Raw genomic sequence first — 17,214 nt, forward strand, 5'->3', positions numbered from 1 at the left:
CAGCTTCCGGATGAGAGTGTGAGGCGCTCAGTGTTGCACGCTGCAGCAAAGTACAAAAAGTAAGCAGTGTTGCAGTCTGCAACAAAGTACGAAAAGTGAGCAGTGTTGCAGCCTGCAACAAAGTACGAAACGTAAGCAGCACTCCGCTGCGCGACACCTTTTTCTGCGGAAATTTTCTGTTTCCAAATACTGATTTTGAATTGTTCATTCGCTCCTCAGGAATGAGGATGCCCCTTCAGCATAATCGATGCCTTTGCCTAACAGGAGACAGCTATGGCCGAACAAACCCCCCCTCAGGCCGCACCACGCCGCTCGGGAGCCCTGCAGTCATCACTTTCCATCGACCTGCATTCACACTACGCCATTCGCCTGTGGGAAGGCCGGCGCCGGGATGAAATACCGAATCAGGGTAAAAAAAGACCAGAAATTATCGGTATGCCGCAGGCTATCTCGCGTGCAGGGTTGGCCGGGCGTGATTCTGCCGCCGGCAACCCTTATGCCGATCAGGTTCTCGTACGTCTTGAGGATGCGCTGAAAGCCGCTACCGACCGGGTACATGAAACCATTGAAAAGGTTGAACGCGTCCTTTCGGCTATCCCGGCAGGTATCAATCTGTCTGACGTCTCATCCGTTGAGCCCCTGAATCTGGATGTCTTCAGCCGATCGCCTCTTGGCTACCGCTGCGTGTGGCTTCTGGTGCACTTTGACCAGCTAGCCCTCAAGGTTTTCCAGGCATTCCATTACGGTCTGATTTCGCTGTCGGAACGTGATCAGTACCTTAACGTTGGTGGTCACGCCGTGCGTCAGGTCTATGGCGTCATTCAGGGATACAAAACCGTGCCGGTGACCTATGACGATATCCGCAATAACACCGCCCGGAGCATCGCCGCTGCTGAAAAGCTTGGCAAAATTGATCCGGCCATCCTTTCCGGTGAAAAGCGATCCTCTTTTTCCCCGCTTCTGACAACCCCTGCTGAGAATGTCTGACATGAAAAAAATACTAATTACCGGCGCCGTCTGCGCACTTCTTACCGGCTGTGCCGGCACCGACCTGGCCGCCATAAACAAGAACATCAGCGATACCGCTTTCAGCGTCAGTAAAACCCTACGTGGCGGTGGCGAAGATCCAGGCAATGGCATGCCTGTAATGACAAAAGCGTCAACTGGGGTAACCGAAAGTGTCAACCGCGAATTCAGCCTGCCGGTTGACATCGATACCGCAGCCGCCCGTCTCAAGCGACACTACGGCTATGTCACCCCTGATGAGATCGCCCATATTCGCAATAAAGACCGTAACAGCCGCTGGGCCGCTGCCGCGATAGAAGACAGCCATCCGGTCTGGGAAGCTGTACAGGGCAGTTCTTACCGAATGGGCAGTGATGTAGGTGACAACGATCATATGGAGATTGAGCTGGAAAAAAACGGGGCCGGCACGCGCGCTTATGTCACATACCGGTCGCCGTCGGCATCGCACCTGACCGGCAACGCATTTGAAAAGCTGATGACGGAAGTTAAGCAAGTCGCATCAGGCAAGGTCCGTTAATCCGGGAGGTCAGCTGTGCAGCTTTATCTTTGTGAAAAACCGTCACAGGCAAAGGATATCGCCAGAGTGCTGGGCGTCAGCCAGCGCGGGCAGGGATATATCTCAGGCGAGAACGTCACCGTCACCTGGGCGGTGGGGCATCTGCTGGAAACTGCCACGCCCGAGGCTTACGGTGAACAGTTCGGGCGGCCATGGCGGGCAAACGTGCTGCCGGTGATCCCCGAAACCTGGCAGATGGTGGTTAAGAAAGAAACGGCAGATCAGTTTGCCGTGATTAAAAAGCTGCTGAAAAAAGCCCGCGAGGTAGTGATCGCCACCGACGCAGATCGCGAAGGCGAAGTGATTGCCCGGGAACTGATGACGTACTGCGGCTACCGTGGCGCTATTCGCCGCCTGTGGCTGTCTGCGCTGGACGAGGGCAGCATTCGGCAGGCGCTACAGAACATGCTGCCCGGCGAGAAAACCGAAAAACTCTATCAGGCGGGCGTCGGCCGTTCGCAGGCCGACTGGCTTATCGGGATGAATCTGACGCGCCTGTACACCCTGAAGGCCGGCGAGGTCGGCCATGCGGAGATGTTTTCTGTGGGGCGGGTACAGACGCCGACACTCGCTATAGTGGTTAACCGCGACAATGAGATCGCGAACTTCACCCCCAAACCCTGGTGGCAGGTCAGGGCACAGCTGGAAAAAGACGGCGTGACTTTTCACGCCGAGTGGGTCGGCGCAGAACAATACTGCGACGAGGAAAAGCGCTGCATCAATCAGCCGATTGCCAATGCCGTTCTGCAGCTCTGCCAGAAAACCGGATCGGCTATCGTTCTGACCGCGGAGAAGAAGCGGGAAAAAACGCCCGCCCCGCTGTGCTTCGATCTCGGCACGCTTCAGCAGGTGTGCTCCCGAAAGTGGGGTATGGGGGCCAGCCAGGTACTGACCATCGCACAGGCGCTTTATGAAACCCACAAGGCGACAACCTATCCGCGTACCGACTGCGGCTACCTGCCGCTGTCCATGCGGGACGAGGTGGCGGACGTTCTCCGGGCTGTTCTGGCATCCGACCCTTCGGTCGGTCCGGCGCTGTCGGGCCTGGACAAAAGCTTTATGTCCCGGGTATGGAACGATAAAAAAATCACCGCTCACCATGCGATCATTCCCACGCGCCAGGCATTTGACCTGGCGCGCCTCAGCTCAGACGAGCTGAAGGTTTATCAGCTTATTCGTCAGCACTATCTGGCGCAGTTTATGCCGCTGCAGGAATCTGACGTCACCGGCGCGACGTTTAACCTGGGAAACCAGCTGTTCCGGACGCGCGGACGCGTTACCGTGGTGCCCGGCTGGAAAACGCTGTTCAGCGGCCTGCAGGACGACGACGAGGCGGAAGGCGAAGAGGACGCACCGGCCAGCCTGCCGCCGCTCGACAAAGGCGATGTATGCCGCGTGAAGGGCGGGACTGTAAAAGACAACGTGACGAAAGCGCCCGCGCCCATGACCGAGGGCACGCTGATTGCGGCCATGAAAAACGCGGCCAGCCTGGTCAGCGATCCCCAGCTCAAAAAGGTGCTGCGGGAAAACGCCGGGCTGGGTACGGAGGCCACGCGCAGCGGCGTGCTGGAAACGCTTTTCAAGCGTCGATACCTGGAGAAAAAAGGGAAACACATTCACTCCACTCAGATGGCCCGCGAGCTGATCGCCGCGCTACCGGAGACGCTGACCAGCCCCGGCATGACAGCTCTCTGGGAGCAGGCGCTGGACGATATCGCGCAGGGGAAATCGGGTCTGCACGGCTTTATGCAAAAACAGGCGCAGTGGACGCGTCACCTGATTGAAAAGGGGCGCGCGCAGCCGTTTCACGTCACAGTGCCGGTCGGTCCAGACTGTCCACTCTGCGGCAAGGCGATGCGTCAGCGAACGGGTAAAGAGGGCACGTTCTGGGGCTGCGTTCAGTACCCGGAATGCAAGGGGATCGTTGGTGAGGCCAACCGCAAAACAAAACGCCGGGCCGCCGGGAAGCGCAGGAGCAGCGGGCCAAAAGCCCCGGGCGTTTTACAGGTGGACGGTTGACATTGCGAACGCGCGGCCTAAAAATAAAAGGGCTTATCCGTCGTCTCTGACGACCACCAATGATTCATCAGCCTGAGAGAATCGCCTTCGGGTGGCTGAACAGAAAGCTCCTGTAGCCTGAAAGAGAGCGCACACTGTGTGGTACATCTGCGCACCTTTGGAAGCAGATATCGTCAACATATGGCACCTACTGCCTGACGATCAGGGTTTATTCAACTAACCAGACAGTCAGACTCACCTGAATCTGACTCCCCGACGGGAAGACTTCTCCCGTCCGGGCCGAAGTTTTCTCCGTCGATTTTTTTTGACCCCCGGAGATAACATCATGTCTGTAAACAACGCGCAGTCCGCCACCACCACTTCCGCCGCCAGCCGCAACGATTACTTTAACCTGACCATAAAAGGCCTGGGTTACCTGAGTAACGTCCGGCAGGTTAACGCGCAGTCCGGCACCTTCATCAGCTGCGTGATCAACGCGCTGTCCGGCCCGAGTGACAGTCCTTCCTACGTTCGTTTTGACGTAACGGTTGCTGGCAAAGAAGCCAGTAGCCTGATTAACCGCTGCCAGAAGGCGGTTGATGAGGACAAGAAGGTGCTGATCGGGTTTTCTCTGAGCAACCCGTCAACCGACATTTTTCAGCTGAAAAACGGTGAGCACGCCGGCGAAAGCCGCGTCAGCCTGAAGGCCCGACTGATCAAGGTAGACTGGATTAAAATCGGTCAGGACATGGTCTACAAACCGGAACGCAGCGATGCGCCGCCGGCACAGAGTGGCTCAGAGCAGGCACCGTCCTACGCTGACAATTCGTTCTGATTTTACCCTCCCAAATCTGCCCTTTCACGGGCAGTTTTACGGCGTTTGCAGGGTTTTGACTGCCGCTGTAATCTCCACCATAATTCCCTAAAGGTTACTGACGATGCCTGTCATACTTCGGCTGAACGGTTTTCGGTTCTTTTTCTACTCCAACGAAGGCAATCCGCGTGAACCCGCGCATATCCACGTTTCCAAATCTGGCGCTGAAGCTAAGTTCTGGCTTGAACCCGTGGTGGCGCTGGCAAGAAATGACGGATTTGACTCACGGACCCTTAAAGAGCTGTTTGTACTGGTGAAGCTACACAAAACGACACTACTGGAGGCCTGGAATGACTATTTCAGCTAGAGACGTCCGGTTCGATGACTCCACCATGTGGGTTGAACTCACGGACGATCGCACGCTTGGCGTACCGCTGTCCTGGTTTCCGCGGCTGCTTGACGCCACGCCCGAGCAGCGCAACGACTACGAACTATCTCCCCGTGGCATACACTGGGACGCCCTTGACGAAGACATCTCCGTTGAGGGGCTGATACAGGGGCGCGGTGACATCACGCACCCTCCTCATCAGGTCGCCTGACGCGCCCTGCCTGAACGCTGACCCCGGTCGGCGTTTTTTTTTGGATCCGGAAAAAGAGTTGTTCGTGGAAGCCCGCTGAAGAGTTCCGCACAGTGATGCCTGTTCTGTCACCTACAGGAATCTTCAGATGAAACTACACGCCCTCGCCGCCGTTCTGCCCTTGGTGCTGCTGACGGGATGCGCCACGCCGCCCCAGAAGCTGCAGGAGCGGGCGCCCGTCCAGCCGACACCGTCGGTCAGCGTCTCCCGCAACGTCCAGACTCCGGCCGACGATCCCTACGGGCGCGCGCCGGAGGTGGTGCGCTACGACCGTTACCTTCTGGTCAGCACCGACCCGCAGGCAGCCCAGCAGGATCCGCTTTCCCAGATTATCGACATCCGCATTCCCCCGTCCGTACAGCCCACGGTCGCCGACGCCATGCGCTATGCCCTGAAGCAGTCCGGTTACTCGCTCTGTCAGACCGGCCCGGCCAACGGCGTGCTATACCGGCAGCCGCTGCCGGCGGTGCAGTTTCAGCTCGGCCCGATGCGTCTGCGCACCGCGCTACAGGTAATGGCCGGCGCGGCCTGGCAGCTTGAGGTGGACGACGTGCAGCGCGTGGTGTGCCACAGCCTTCGCGCCGGTTATCAGCTTCCGGCCACCCAGCTGTCGCCGCGCACCGCCACACTGCCTGAGGCGTCCGGCAACACCATTTCCCCGCCGGTGATTCAGGGCCAGCCCGTACGCGGAGGGTTTCTGACAAAATGAGCAATCCCGCCCTTGATGAAGACGATTTCGCCGGTGAAGTGCAGCAGAAGCCACGCAAAGGCGCGGCGATTCTGCGCCGACTGCCGCTTTATGGCGGCCTCGCGGTGGCGCTGGCCGTGGCCGGCCTGACGTTTGTTTCCCTTAAAAGCGTGAGCGCGCTCGATCAGCGTCTCGCCCACGTCGAAAAACAGCAAAACGTGGTGTATTCGCAGGCGCTGACCCAGTCCGATCTTACGCCCCTGCAGGACAGCCTGAAGGCGTACGGTGGAGATCTGAAACGGCAGCAGCAGCAGATCGCCGCCCTGCAGGCCGCGCTGAAGCAGGACCGGAGCGGCCCGGCGCTTGTCGCCCTGCAGCAGGCCGTCGGCGATCTCAGCGCCGCCCGGCAGAGCATGCTGGCGCAGCTGTCCGGGCTCGACGCGCAGCTGAACGCGCTCCAGGACAAGACGAAAGAGACGCCTCACGCCAATACCCCGCCCGCCGTAAAAAAGCAGGCACCCGCTAAGCCACATCGTGCCGCCCATAAAGTGGCACGCCGGGCGCCGTTTGTGTTGACCGGCGTGGAAAAGCGGGGCACCACGTCCTTTGCCGCTGTAGCCCCGCAGGGCTTCAGCGACCTGTCGCAGATCCGCCTTATCGGCGAAGGCCAGTCCGTGCAGGGCTGGACGCTAATCGGCGCCGGATACGGACAGGCGCAGTTTCGGGTAAACGGGCACGCAACCACCGTTAACGTTCACTAACGGAGTCGAAATGAAGATAAAAGCACTGATTCTGTTGCTACTTACCTGCGGCGGCACCGCGTATGCGAGTATCCAGACCACTGACAGCCAGGGCCAGGCTACGGACGCGCAGCACACCGGGCAAAGCGCGGTTCAGAATCTGCAGCAGCAGGCGGGGCAGTGGGGGCTGAACCAGCAGGACTATCAGCGCTATCAGCAGCTGATGAACGGCCCCCGGGGCACGCAGTCGCCCGGCCTCGATCCACTCTCCACGCTCGGCATCGAGGCGCGCAGCGCCGAAGAGCGCCGTCAGTACGCCGAGAAGTGGGTGAAGCAGGAGTTTGCCCGCACGCAGAAAGAAATGGAATTTCAGCGCGAGGTAAACAGCGCCTGGCAGCGGCTGTACCCCAACACGCTGGCCGTTAACATGGGCAACGCCGCGGGCATTGCTCACGACACCGGCGGGCGACTGGCGCTGTTCGTGAAGTCTGCCGGATGCGCGCAGTGCGACGCGAGACTGTCCGCCGTGCTGGCCGACAAGCGTCCGGTCGATATCTATCTGGTTGATAGTCAGGGCAACGACGACGCGCTGCGCAGCTGGGCCAAAGCGCATCACATCCCTCTGGACAGAGTACGCAGCCGTGAGATCACGCTCAATCACGACGGTGGCCGCTGGATGCGGTTCGGCAACGGCATGATGCCCGTGGTGCTGCAGCAGGGGGAAAACGGATGGCAACTCGCGGCATACTGACCGGCGCTGCCCTGCTGCTGCTGGCGTCGGCAAACTGCTGGTCATCTGGTATGCAGACCGTGCCCGACGGCTATACAAAGGTGGCGCGCCAGCACGGCGTGCCACCGGAGGCGCTGTATTCGGTTGCCCTGCAGGAATCCTCCCGCACGCTGGCTCAGGGCGTACGTCCCTGGCCCTGGACGCTGAACGTGGCGGGAAAGGGGTATCGCTACAAAACCCGGCTTGAGGCCTGGCAGTCGCTGCAGGTGTTCATGAAGACCCATTCCCTGAAGCGCATTGACGTGGGCATTGCGCAGGTCAACCTGGGCTGGAACGGCGATTACTTCACGTCCACCTGGGAAGCGCTGGATCCGTACACCAACCTCAACGCCGCCGCCGTTATCCTGCGCGCATGCTGGGACCGCAAGCCCGGCAGCTGGCTGGACGCCGCCGGCTGCTATCACCATCCCGCCGGCGGACAGGCCGCCGCGCGCTACCGTTCCTTTATCAGAACAAAGCTTGCCACGCTGCAGTCGCCGCCTTCACAGCCGGCCCCGGCTCCGGTGCAGCTGGCGGACAACGCCCCTGTGCCAGCATCTACTTCCAACACCGGATTCGTCTGGATTGAACCCAGGAGCCCGAGACCATGAAAAACGTCCGCTTTCTTGCTATGCCCTTTATCCTGCTGTCGCTATCGTCCCAAGCGGAGCTGAACGTGCTGGCCGACCTTGGCGGACAGAGCACGCAGGCCATCTTTGACGCGGTTAACCGGCAGGACTCGCCGGCACCCGTCTCCGCGCCGCCCGTTCAGGGCGAAGCCGCAATGCTGCCTGTTACCACGCCGGAAATGTCGCCGGGCGCGGTCAGCCCGCGCGACCTGCAGCTGCCCGGCATCGGCGCGCTGTTCATCATCGGAGACGATCACGTATCCCGGTCCTGGCTGCAGCATAACGCGCAACGCCTGTCGGCCAGAGGCGCTGTGGGGCTTGTCGTGAACGTGGATAGCCAGGACGCCCTAGACGGGCTGCGCGGCCTGGCGCCCGGCATGACCCTTGCCCCGGCCTCCGGTTCGGATCTGGCGCGCCGCCTGCAGCTGACGCATTACCCAGTGCTTATCACCGATGGCGGGCTTACCCAAGAGCCCGCGCCATGATGGGCACGCCCCAAACCGTTGCCCTGCTGCTGTCGGTCAATCCTCTGCTGGCCGCCGGGCTTGTCGTCCTGCTTATCGTCGTCGCGTGGCTGTTTCGCCGGGAGACGGCCACCGCCCGTCGGCACCGTCGTTATCGCGCCACCGCAGCGCGCGTGCATCAGCGCCTGCGCGAACTGAACGGCGACGGCCAGCGGATGAGCTATCTGCGCAAAATAAATCCCTACGTTTTTGAGGAGCTGCTGCTGCTTGCCTTTGAGCGGCAGGGGCTCAAGGTCGAGCGCAATGCGTCCTACAGCGGTGACGGCGGCCTGGACGGCAAAGTGTTTATCAACGGCGAGTGCTGGCTGATACAGGCCAAACGCTATAGCCGGGCCATTTCTCCCGGGCATGTCCGAGATTTTGATGCGCTGCTCTCCCGCGCCGGCCAGCGCGGCTTTTTTATCCATACCGGCAGAACCGGGCAGATGAGCCAAGCCGTCTGCCGTACCTCTTCCCGGCTTAAGATCATCAGTGGGCAAAACCTGCTGAGGCTGCTGTCCGGCATTTCACTGAAGGAATGGTCCTATGAGTAACCGCTACGTTATAGAAGCGCTGCTGCGCCCGGCCGTTGAGCTGAACACGGCCGCCGTGGCGGGCACCGCCGCCGTGGTGTGCGTCACCGCGCCCTGGGCGGTCGCCCTTGCCCCCTCCGTCAGCTACGTTACGGCAGGCGGCTTTGCCGTGCTGTCCATCGTGCGGGCCCGTCAGGGCATGCAGGTGATCCGCTACCGGCGCAACCTGCGCCGGCTGCCGCGTTACGTGATGACCTCCCGGCAGATCCCACTGAGTAAGCGACGGCTCTTTATAGGCAGGGGATTTCGGTGGACGCAGACGCATACCCAGCGCCTGCGCGACACGCTGCGCCCCGAGGTCGCCCACTATCTGCAGCCGTCCAGGCTGTACCAGCTGGCACGCCGCGCCGAGGAGGCCACGGAAAAGCGGCTGCCCGCGCTGAGCAAATTGCTGAATGCCGACTCTGTTCTGAATCCGGTCCGCCCGCTGCCACCGGTCGGCGGTAACCCGGCCATACACGGCATCGAACCTAACGAAATCGACGTCACGCTGGATCTACGCGAGCGCGTGGGGCACACGGTGGTCTACGGCACGACACGCGTGGGTAAAACCCGGCTGGCCGAGCTGCTGATCACTCAGGACATCCGGCGCGGCGACACCACGATCGTGTTTGATCCGAAAGGGGACGCTGACCTGCTCAAGCGCGTGTGGGCAGAGGCGCACCGCGCCGGTCGTGGCGACGAGCTGACCATCTTCCACCTCGGGTGGCCCGACATATCGGCCCGCTATAACGCCGTGGGGCGCTTCGGGCGCGTTTCCGAGGTGGCGTCGCGTGTGGCCGGTCAGCTAAGCGGCGAAGGCAACAGCGCCGCATTCCGGGAGTTCGCCTGGCGGTTCGTGAACATCGTGGCGCGGGCGCTCGTTGCACTAGGAGAACGGCCGGACTACACGCTGATCACGCGCTACGTGAATAACATCGCCGACCTGTACCTGCGCTACGCGGTGAAAGTCATTACAGACAAGCTTCCCGACCTGAGCAAGCAGATCGAAAACAACCTCAAACTTTTTGGTGATGATGACGTGCCCCGCAACATGCAGGGACAGCCGGATGCCGTGCGCATCTGGGCGTATGAGGTGGCGTTGAGCTCCGAACTGGGACAGCAGCTGTACGACCCGATACTGGACGGCCTGCGCTCTGCCGTGCGCTACGATCGGACCTACTTTGACAAGATAGTGGCATCCCTGCTGCCACTGCTGGAGAAGCTGACCACGGGCAAAACCGCCGAGCTGCTGTCGCCCGACTACCTCAACATGGGCGACCCGCGTCCGATCTTTGACTGGGAGCAGGTGATCCGTAAAAAAGGCGTTGTGTACATCGGCCTGGACGCGCTGAGCGACAGCGAGATAGGCAGCGCCGTGGGTAACAGCATGTTTGCCGATCTGGTGAGTGTGGCCGGCCACATTTACAAGCACGGTATCAACGCGGGCCTGCCAGGGGCGGACGATCGCAAAAATCCGATTAACCTTCACTGTGATGAGTTCAACGAGCTTATGGGCGATGAGTTTATTCCCCTGATTAACAAGGGCGGCGGCGCAGGGATGCAGGTCACAGCCTACACACAGACGTCCTCTGATATTGAGGCGCGTATCGGCAGTGCGGCCAAAACCTCCCAGGTGCAGGGTAACTTTAACAACCTCATCATGCTGCGCGTGCGCGAGAACCGGACGGCAGAGCTGCTGACCACCCAGCTGCCGCAGGTGGAAATCTACAGCAAAACGCTGGTCTCCGGGCACCAGGATTCAGCAGACGTCACCGTTAATCACGACTTTACCTCCAGCACGCAGGACCGCGTCGGCACGATCAAGGTGCCGCTGCTGGAGCCGTCGGATATTGTATCGCTGCCGAAGGGCCAGGCGTTTGCCCTGCTTGAGGGTGGGCAGCTCTGGAAAATCCGCATGCCGCTGCCGGCCGGTGACGCCGCCGACGAGCACATGCCGGACGATATTACCCGCCTGGCCGAAGAGATGCGCCGGAACTACCACAGCAGCGAAGGGTGGTGGAACGGCGGCGCGGCCGGTCACGGTGCCCTGAAAGGAGAAGACAATGGCTGAACCCCGTCGTAACGTCACGCCACAGAACCCACAACAGCAGCCGATTCCGCCGCGCGAGCACGGGCTGATTTACAACCTGGTCTGGGGCTGGCCGTGGAAGCTGGTCGGCATGATCCTGGCTTCTCTGTTCCTGAGCCTGATTGTGGAATACATCGGTATCGCGTTCTTCTGGCCGGAAATGGGCGCCGCACATAGCCAGCAGGTGATGACCACGGAAATGGGCTACCTGTCGTCGGATTTCACCCGCAGCCTTCTGCTCTCGGAACCTTCAGTTACCGTCACGCACTGGATCACTTTTGCCTATCAGTGGGCCTTTGTTGACAGCGGTTTCGTTGGCTGGGTGCAGTCGATGTATGAATCGGAAATGAACAGCGGCAACGAAATTTCCCGCCAGCTGAAATCGGCCAGCGGCTGGCTCGCTGGCTACCTGCAGCAGTATCTGCTTGCCAGCGTCTGGGTGGCCGTGGTGACGCTCATTCGGGTTACGATACTGACGCTCTCCATCCCGCTGTTTGTGCTGGTCATTGCCGTGGCCGTGGTAGAGGGGCTGGGACGCCGCGACCTGCGTCGCTACGGGGCGGGGTATGAATCGTCGTTTTTATACCACCGCGCAAAAAGGCTGATTAAGCCGGCGGTATACATACCGGCAATGGCGTACCTGTCATGGCCGTCGGCGGTCTATCCCAACCTGTTGCTGCTACCCGCGGCCATCATGCTGGGGCTTGCCATTACGGTAACCACAGCGTCCTTTAAAAAGTACCTCTGATCTCCCCTGGCCCGCAAAAGCGGGCCTTTCACTTGTTCAGGTCACTTACCTTCTTTCATTAATTTTTATCCTTAGTGAAATCTGGTGCTTCCATGCCGCTAAAGCGGCATTCAGGGGCTGACTGCTCGCTGCGTACTAGCTTGGTTCATTTTATGCCTGCGTTGAATGTCTGCTTTGTGCCAGAAGCAAACATTGGTTGAATTAAAAGTAGCTCCTAAAGGGTAACGACTGTGCTCAGTTGCCGCCTGAATTTACTGTTTCTGCACATTTTCCAGTGAGCCAGACCTGAACACTGCAGCCCACAAACATGGCTGTCCCGCTGGGAGCCAGGTGAGAATCCTCAAACAATACGCTCTGGTGCCAATCCGCTCCTGACCATCGGAACCAAGTGTAAAAATAACGACATCAATGTTTTTCGTCACATCAGTTAACGTTTCAGGCAGAGAAAAATCACCATAAAAAATATCAGCGCCATGAGGAAGCTATTTCACTTTGCGCCGTTTCCTGACTAAAGCCACAGGTTGATGTCCCAATTCAATGGCTGTTTTATGACATGAAGACCCATACTTCCTGTCGCTCCAGTAACGAGTATTTTCATAATAAACCTCAATATATTAAAGGCTTATTTCGACATGCTCAGAATATCAATTATCATATTTTTCAGTAATGGGGTTAAAATGATTGTGTCTATGACCACCTTTCATGAGTGCTCTGTGGAGGGAATACCTGATTAAGGAAATCGCCAATGCTCAAAGAAAACTTCAATGAACTCCAGATCTTTCTTGTTGTGGCAAGGGAGCGAAGTTTTACTAAAGCTGCCGGCAAACTCGGCGTGTCCCAGTCAGCACTTAGCCACGCGATAAAATCACTGGAAGAGCGCTTAAACATCCGTCTTTTGACCCGAACAACCAGAAGCGTTGCCCCTACAGAAGCTGGTGAGAGAATTATCGCCTGCCTTGAACCCCGTATTGCCGATCTTGAGCAGGAGTTGGAGTCGCTTATTCAGCTGAATGGCACGGCTTCAGGCAATATCCGTTTATCTGCAGGAGAGCATGCTGCACGCAGTCTGGTATGGCCAAAGTTAAAACCTTTCCTCCAGAAATATCCCGAAATCCATGTCGATCTGGTTGTTGATAATGGTTTTGTCGATATTGTCGATGGGCGTTTTGATGCCGGGGTTCGCCTTGGTGAAAGCGTTGCTAAAGACATGATTGCCGTAAGGATTGGTCCGGATATGAGAATGGCAGTTGTTGGTGCACCCTCCTATTTTGCAGCTAACCCTGTGCCTGAAACCCCGCATCAACTCCAGAATCATAGATGCATCAATATGCGCTTACCGACGACCGGTGGTCTTTATCACTGGGAGTTCGAGAAGGATGGAAAGCCGCTGCGTGTGAGGGTTGAAGGACAAGTCACGTTTAACCTGCTGGCAGAAAGGATCGACGCTGTTTTATCTGGCTTTGGTCTGGCCTGCGTGCCTGAGAATATGATTCAGGATCACGTAAAGTCAGGGAAACTTATTCAGATTCTGCAGGAATGGTGTCCCACCTTCCCCGGATATTACCTTTATTACCCAAGCCGAAGACAGCATCCGCCCGCTTTTGCGCTGATGATAGACGCGCTTCGTTACTCAGAGTAACGGGTCCGCAGTTTGATGCAGACCCGCTTGAGTCTTAACGACCTACACGAGCCAGATGCTCTGGCGAGTAACGCTCACCGACGATTTGTATCGTTTCAAGCGCCTGTGTGATCTGAAGCGAATCATCCTTTGAAAGGATAATCTCAGCTGCTCCCAGGTTCTCCTCCAGACGGTGCAGTTTGGTGGTGCCCGGGATAGGCACTATCCAGGGTTTTTGTGCCAGCAACCATGCCAGTGCGATTTGCGCCGATGTTGCCCCTTTTTCTGCAGCCAGTTCACCCAGTAAAGCGACCAGTTTTTCATTGGCTTCAAGCGCCTGCGCGGCGAAACGCGGCACGGTGCTGCGGTAATCATCCTGACCAAAAGTCGCACCAGGCTTAATTGCTCCCGTAAGGAAGCCTTTGCCCAGTGGGCTGAATGGTACAAAACCAATGCCCAGCTCCTCAAGCAATGGCAGGATCTCCTGTTCAGGCTCACGCCACCACATGGAATATTCACTTTGCAGGGCAGTAACAGGTTGTACCGCATGCGCTCGACGAATAGTTTGAGCGCCAGCTTCGGAAAGGCCGAAATGTTTGACCTTGCCTTCAGCAATCAGGTCTTTCACCGTTCCCGCGACATCTTCAATAGGCACATCCGGATCGACACGGTGTTGATACAGCAGATCAATAACATCTGTTTTGAGACGACGTAAAGACCCTTCAACAGCTTCGCGGATATGCTCAGGACGGCTGTTTAAGATTTGCTGCTTATTGTCATCGCCGAAGGTAAAGCCAAATTTGGTCGCAATAACGACGCGATCGCGGAAGGGCTTTAAGGCTTCGCCGACAACTTCTTCATTTACAAACGGGCCATACAATTCAGCCGTATCGAAGAAGGTAACGCCATGTTCGACCGCAGCACGAATGAGTTCGATAGCCTGACGGGTATCTGTTGCCGGACCATAGGCGTGGCTGAGCCCCATGCAACCGAGTCCCAGAGCTGACACTTCCAGCCCGGATTTACCCAGGTAACGTTTCTGCATTGAATTAATCTCTCTTTTGCGTGATTTAAACGTCAAGTTTGCGGCCAGTCAGCCATTCCACCATCGCAGGGTCACGATGCGAGAAGAAGGCACTGGTGGCGGTATCAAGGGCGGCAATCTGCAGCATATCTTCTGAACTGAGTTCAAAATCAAGGATATTGATATTTTCTTCCATACGTTCTTTTCGTACAGATTTTGCCAGTGAAACAATGCCACGCTGGAAGATCCAGCGCAGGACAACCTGACCCACGCTTTTGCCGTACTTTTCACCAATTGCAGTCAGAACAGGATGCTGAAACAGGCCATTTCTCCCTTCTGCAAAAGGGGCCCATGCTTCAGGCTGAACACCACGACTTTGCATCCATGGCACAGCATGCAGTTGCTGATTGAAGGGGTTAACTTCAATCTGGTTTACCGCAGGGGCAACCTTATTGAAGGCCATAAGGTCGGCAAGCCTGTCAGGATGAAAGTTGCTTACGCCAATGGCGCGAATTTTGCCGGCCTGTTGCATTTCTTCCATGGCACGCCATGCGCCATGGACATCGCCGTAAGGCTGGTGAATCAGATACAGGTCAACGTAGTCCAGCTGCAGCCGATTCAGTGAACGTTCAAACTGCGCTTTCGCACCTTCGTAGCTGGTATCCTGCAACCAGAGCTTGGTTGTCACAAAGAGTTCTTCACGTGCGATGCCGATCTGTTTCAGTGCGTTCCCTACCTGAGTTTCGTTCTGGTAGGAGGCCGCAGTATCTATCAGTCGATACCCCGTATCGATAGCATCAATGACAGCTCTCTCGCATTCAGCGGCATCTGACATCTGAAACACACCAAAACCCAGCAGGGGCATTTCCATACCGTTGTTCAGTTTTACAGTTTGCATGACGTTATCCTTCAGCTGTTGTATGAGAAAAGCATAACGCAAAGTGATTTATCCGATTAGATAGGGCAATGAGCTAGGGTTAATTAATTTAATTCATTAATCGTGACTGAACTCAGGCTTCGCTCGCTCACTGCCTACTGCAAATTTTTTTCTTTCAGAAACTGGCTGACTAAATCAGCGATTTGCACATTATTCAGGTCAGAGAACGGGAAGTGGGTATTACCTTTGATTCCCGCTTCAGGCAGATGCGTCACTGTCACATCTCCGCCATGTTTGTTCACCACATCGCGCCACTCGCGGGCCATAGCCAGACGTACTCGCCAGCTGTCCTGAGCCGGCATAGCTACAGGCTTATCCGGTATGTTATCGCCATAAATAATCAGGATGGGGATTTTAGTCAGCGCCATAAACTGTTCCATCGGAACAGGTTCACCTTTCAGCGTGTCAAATGCGCTTGGCATTGGTGCAGGTAATTCTTTCTCCGGGAAAACAAAACTGCTACCCGGTTCGAAGGCGACAATGGCTTTGACCTTGCTGTTTTTCATTGCAGTGTACCAGCCGGGACCACCGCCCTGAGAGTGAGTGAAGAGAATAGCCGGACCAGATTTATCCACTACGGCGGACATGGCATCAGATATTACATTGATATCAAATGGCCCGGTATTCGGGGTCATCTGGCGGAAATACTGATTCAGGGCTTCTTTATCGTGAGAGAACTGGACGCCTTTAAAATAGTCTGGCCAGACACCTACACGGAACTGATTGAACCACATCTGCTCATCCGGCTTCGGCGTTACAGTGCCTTCTGCCGTTGTGCGTCCCGCACTGCCCCGACGCGGTTGGTCAACCAGATACGTTGAGAATCCACGACGCAGGAATATGTTCTGGAATCCTTCACGACCGTCCGGCGTACTTTCCCAGGTACGCGAAAACTGGCCTGCGCCATGCAACATGACCAGGGGATATTTATGAGGATTCTCCGGGATCTGGTAGAACACTGATGCATGATCGCCATGATAAGTCTGACCGGCGGAATCCAGCGGCTTCGTTGCGTCAAACTTCCCGGGAGCGGTGATGACAGTACCACCGGCAGAAAAGCTTCCCTGGTCCTTAATGACCAGAGGCGCGGCATAAATGGACTGAGTCACCAGACCACCTGCCATCACGCAAATGACCAGCGTTTTTAAGATTGTTTTCAAGATTACGTCCTCTGTTACGTTTGGCGTTCAATCATATCTGAGTTGTCAGAGAGGATTATTTGGCCCCCTGTGATTACCCTTATCTGAGAGTTTTATGAGTACGCATAATCAGCTGCGTATCGTCTCTAACCAGCTCGTTACCGTTTCCGTGGTTCTTCGTTCCTGATCACATTCAATGACCAGAGGTTTTTCCCGATGCGCATCCGGGGCAAGGCTTGCAAGAATATCGTCGCTGTCACCTTTGCCGTAACCGCCATGGGTAATGAAAGGTATAAGCAACTTCTCCGCCAGGTTATGGCCGCTCAGAAAGGTCTGCACTGCGGGCGGCACGCTGGTTCCCCAGACGGGGAAACCTAAATAGACAGTTTCGTAGCGTCCCATATCGGGCACGCTATTCTTTAAAGCCGGTTTTATTCCCCGGGCTCGCTCATTTTTCGCCTGCTCAACGGTCTTAAAATAGTCTTCCGGATAAGGTGCAGCCGGTTCGATTTCAAACAGATCGGTTTTCAGGCTTCGGTGAATGACACCCGCAATGACCCGTGTATTGCCGCTACGGGAAAAATACGCCACCAGAATACGGCTGTTGCCCTGAACATTAGCAGTTCCGGGCGCCGCCGATGCCAGTGAAACGTTCGCCAGCGTGAGCCCGGCAAGTGCGGTGATTAACATTCTGCGGTTAGGATCATGCTCCATAACCCACTC

19 protein-coding genes and 1 pseudogene are annotated in these 17,214 nt (G+C 57.1%); 15 read left to right on the forward strand and 5 right to left on the reverse strand.

All coding sequences use genetic code 11. The features are described 5' to 3' along the window. Positions 1 to 273 precede the first annotated feature (273 nt). The 14 genes from QCD69_RS17040 to QCD69_RS17105 all read left to right on the forward strand — a co-directional run bounded on the left by QCD69_RS17040 (position 274) and on the right by QCD69_RS17105 (position 11,773). Positions 274 to 987 carry a PFL_4669 family integrating conjugative element protein gene (locus QCD69_RS17040; RefSeq protein ID WP_140034327.1) on the forward strand — a complete coding sequence of 238 codons (714 nt, stop codon included), beginning with the start codon at positions 274 to 276 and terminating at the stop codon, positions 985 to 987. A 1-nt stretch (position 988) separates the two neighbouring features. Then, on the forward strand, positions 989 to 1,543 hold the full coding sequence (locus QCD69_RS17045; RefSeq protein WP_140034328.1) for a hypothetical protein: 555 nt from the start codon (positions 989 to 991) through the stop codon (positions 1,541 to 1,543). 15 nt (positions 1,544 to 1,558) lie between these two features. Further along, positions 1,559 to 3,601, forward strand: coding sequence for a DNA topoisomerase III (locus QCD69_RS17050; RefSeq protein WP_140034329.1), 2,043 nt, complete (start codon positions 1,559 to 1,561; stop codon positions 3,599 to 3,601). A gap of 325 nt (positions 3,602 to 3,926) precedes the next feature. Next, positions 3,927 to 4,415 (forward strand): STY4534 family ICE replication protein, encoded by a 489-nt coding sequence (locus tag QCD69_RS17055; protein ID WP_110412182.1) that lies wholly within the window; start codon positions 3,927 to 3,929, stop codon positions 4,413 to 4,415. 103 nt (positions 4,416 to 4,518) lie between these two features. Beyond that, a complete protein-coding gene (locus QCD69_RS17060; RefSeq protein ID WP_064703431.1) occupies positions 4,519 to 4,761 on the forward strand; it encodes a DUF4160 domain-containing protein in 243 nt (80 codons plus the stop codon). Next, complete coding sequence (locus tag QCD69_RS17065; protein ID WP_064703432.1) at positions 4,745 to 4,993, forward strand: DUF2442 domain-containing protein; 249 nt, start codon at positions 4,745 to 4,747, stop codon at positions 4,991 to 4,993. The genes QCD69_RS17060 and QCD69_RS17065 overlap by 17 nt, the downstream gene beginning before the upstream one ends. A gap of 127 nt (positions 4,994 to 5,120) precedes the next feature. Continuing rightward, positions 5,121 to 5,741: a PilL N-terminal domain-containing protein gene (locus QCD69_RS17070; protein ID WP_140034330.1), complete on the forward strand. Its 621-nt coding sequence runs from the start codon at positions 5,121 to 5,123 to the stop codon at positions 5,739 to 5,741. Continuing rightward, complete coding sequence (locus QCD69_RS17075) at positions 5,738 to 6,481, forward strand: DUF2275 domain-containing protein (RefSeq protein WP_140034331.1); 744 nt, start codon at positions 5,738 to 5,740, stop codon at positions 6,479 to 6,481. Before QCD69_RS17070 ends, QCD69_RS17075 begins: the two co-directional genes overlap by 4 nt. 10 nt (positions 6,482 to 6,491) lie before the next feature. Continuing rightward, complete coding sequence (locus tag QCD69_RS17080) at positions 6,492 to 7,211, forward strand: TIGR03759 family integrating conjugative element protein (protein ID WP_140034332.1); 720 nt, start codon at positions 6,492 to 6,494, stop codon at positions 7,209 to 7,211. Next, entirely contained in the window at positions 7,190 to 7,840 is a 651-nt protein-coding gene (locus QCD69_RS17085) for a transglycosylase SLT domain-containing protein (RefSeq protein WP_140034333.1), read from the forward strand. Before QCD69_RS17080 ends, QCD69_RS17085 begins: the two co-directional genes overlap by 22 nt. Further along, positions 7,837 to 8,343 carry an integrating conjugative element protein gene (locus tag QCD69_RS17090; RefSeq protein WP_140034334.1) on the forward strand — a complete coding sequence of 169 codons (507 nt, stop codon included), beginning with the start codon at positions 7,837 to 7,839 and terminating at the stop codon, positions 8,341 to 8,343. Before QCD69_RS17085 ends, QCD69_RS17090 begins: the two co-directional genes overlap by 4 nt. Continuing rightward, positions 8,343 to 8,915, forward strand: a complete 573-nt coding sequence (locus QCD69_RS17095; RefSeq protein ID WP_181162252.1) for a restriction endonuclease — start codon at positions 8,343 to 8,345, stop codon at positions 8,913 to 8,915. The genes QCD69_RS17090 and QCD69_RS17095 overlap by 1 nt, the downstream gene beginning before the upstream one ends. Then, positions 8,908 to 11,007 carry a type IV conjugative transfer system coupling protein TraD gene (gene traD, locus QCD69_RS17100; RefSeq protein WP_140034336.1) on the forward strand — a complete coding sequence of 700 codons (2,100 nt, stop codon included), beginning with the start codon at positions 8,908 to 8,910 and terminating at the stop codon, positions 11,005 to 11,007. Before QCD69_RS17095 ends, traD begins: the two co-directional genes overlap by 8 nt. Then, positions 11,000 to 11,773 carry a TIGR03747 family integrating conjugative element membrane protein gene (locus tag QCD69_RS17105; protein ID WP_140034337.1) on the forward strand — a complete coding sequence of 258 codons (774 nt, stop codon included), beginning with the start codon at positions 11,000 to 11,002 and terminating at the stop codon, positions 11,771 to 11,773. The genes traD and QCD69_RS17105 overlap by 8 nt, the downstream gene beginning before the upstream one ends. 350 nt (positions 11,774 to 12,123) lie before the next feature. Here QCD69_RS17105 and QCD69_RS17110 read toward each other — a convergent pair. Further along, a pseudogene (locus QCD69_RS17110) lies at positions 12,124 to 12,371 on the reverse strand (NAD(P)H-binding protein); the annotation flags it as partial. Between the two features lie 147 nt (positions 12,372 to 12,518). Between QCD69_RS17110 and QCD69_RS17115 the strand changes: the two are divergent. Further along, complete coding sequence (locus QCD69_RS17115; RefSeq protein WP_031594275.1) at positions 12,519 to 13,412, forward strand: LysR family transcriptional regulator; 894 nt, start codon at positions 12,519 to 12,521, stop codon at positions 13,410 to 13,412. Positions 13,413 to 13,446: 34 nt separating this feature from the next. On the opposite strand, the gene QCD69_RS17120 is transcribed toward QCD69_RS17115, so the two are convergent. From QCD69_RS17120 to QCD69_RS17135, 4 genes are all read right to left on the reverse strand, one after another. After that, entirely contained in the window at positions 13,447 to 14,436 is a 990-nt protein-coding gene (locus QCD69_RS17120; RefSeq protein WP_140034338.1) for an aldo/keto reductase, read from the reverse strand. 25 nt (positions 14,437 to 14,461) lie between these two features. Further along, on the reverse strand, positions 14,462 to 15,313 hold the full coding sequence (locus QCD69_RS17125; protein WP_095708126.1) for an aldo/keto reductase: 852 nt from the start codon (positions 15,311 to 15,313) through the stop codon (positions 14,462 to 14,464). 134 nt (positions 15,314 to 15,447) lie between these two features. Beyond that, a complete protein-coding gene (locus QCD69_RS17130; RefSeq protein WP_140034339.1) occupies positions 15,448 to 16,512 on the reverse strand; it encodes an alpha/beta hydrolase in 1,065 nt (354 codons plus the stop codon). 108 nt (positions 16,513 to 16,620) lie between these two features. Continuing rightward, on the reverse strand, positions 16,621 to 17,205 hold the full coding sequence (locus QCD69_RS17135; RefSeq protein WP_140034340.1) for a flavodoxin: 585 nt from the start codon (positions 17,203 to 17,205) through the stop codon (positions 16,621 to 16,623). Positions 17,206 to 17,214: the final 9 nt, after the last annotated feature.

It is taken from the genome of Erwinia sp. PsM31, from assembly GCF_030433775.1.
In the GTDB taxonomy this organism is placed as follows: Bacteria; Pseudomonadota; Gammaproteobacteria; order Enterobacterales; family Enterobacteriaceae; genus Erwinia; species Erwinia aeris.

What these genes read in the sequence shown, in the direction of transcription:
- QCD69_RS17040 (WP_140034327.1), top strand. Translation starts at nt 274, where the DNA reads ATGGCCGAACAAACCCCCCCTCAGGCCGCACCACGCCGCTCGGGAGCC.
- QCD69_RS17045 (WP_140034328.1), top strand. Translation starts at nt 989, where the DNA reads ATGAAAAAAATACTAATTACCGGCGCCGTCTGCGCACTTCTTACCGGC.
- QCD69_RS17055 (WP_110412182.1), top strand. Translation starts at nt 3,927, where the DNA reads ATGTCTGTAAACAACGCGCAGTCCGCCACCACCACTTCCGCCGCCAGC.
- QCD69_RS17060 (WP_064703431.1), top strand. Translation starts at nt 4,519, where the DNA reads ATGCCTGTCATACTTCGGCTGAACGGTTTTCGGTTCTTTTTCTACTCC.
- QCD69_RS17065 (WP_064703432.1), top strand. Translation starts at nt 4,745, where the DNA reads ATGACTATTTCAGCTAGAGACGTCCGGTTCGATGACTCCACCATGTGG.
- QCD69_RS17070 (WP_140034330.1), top strand. Translation starts at nt 5,121, where the DNA reads ATGAAACTACACGCCCTCGCCGCCGTTCTGCCCTTGGTGCTGCTGACG.
- QCD69_RS17075 (WP_140034331.1), top strand. Translation starts at nt 5,738, where the DNA reads ATGAGCAATCCCGCCCTTGATGAAGACGATTTCGCCGGTGAAGTGCAG.
- QCD69_RS17080 (WP_140034332.1), top strand. Translation starts at nt 6,492, where the DNA reads ATGAAGATAAAAGCACTGATTCTGTTGCTACTTACCTGCGGCGGCACC.
- QCD69_RS17085 (WP_140034333.1), top strand. Translation starts at nt 7,190, where the DNA reads ATGGCAACTCGCGGCATACTGACCGGCGCTGCCCTGCTGCTGCTGGCG.
- QCD69_RS17090 (WP_140034334.1), top strand. Translation starts at nt 7,837, where the DNA reads ATGAAAAACGTCCGCTTTCTTGCTATGCCCTTTATCCTGCTGTCGCTA.
- QCD69_RS17095 (WP_181162252.1), top strand. Translation starts at nt 8,343, where the DNA reads ATGGGCACGCCCCAAACCGTTGCCCTGCTGCTGTCGGTCAATCCTCTG.
- traD (WP_140034336.1), top strand. Translation starts at nt 8,908, where the DNA reads ATGAGTAACCGCTACGTTATAGAAGCGCTGCTGCGCCCGGCCGTTGAG.
- QCD69_RS17105 (WP_140034337.1), top strand. Translation starts at nt 11,000, where the DNA reads ATGGCTGAACCCCGTCGTAACGTCACGCCACAGAACCCACAACAGCAG.
- QCD69_RS17115 (WP_031594275.1), top strand. Translation starts at nt 12,519, where the DNA reads ATGCTCAAAGAAAACTTCAATGAACTCCAGATCTTTCTTGTTGTGGCA.
- QCD69_RS17120 (WP_140034338.1), bottom strand. Translation starts at nt 14,436, where the DNA reads ATGCAGAAACGTTACCTGGGTAAATCCGGGCTGGAAGTGTCAGCTCTG.
- QCD69_RS17125 (WP_095708126.1), bottom strand. Translation starts at nt 15,313, where the DNA reads ATGCAAACTGTAAAACTGAACAACGGTATGGAAATGCCCCTGCTGGGT.
- QCD69_RS17135 (WP_140034340.1), bottom strand. Translation starts at nt 17,205, where the DNA reads ATGGAGCATGATCCTAACCGCAGAATGTTAATCACCGCACTTGCCGGG.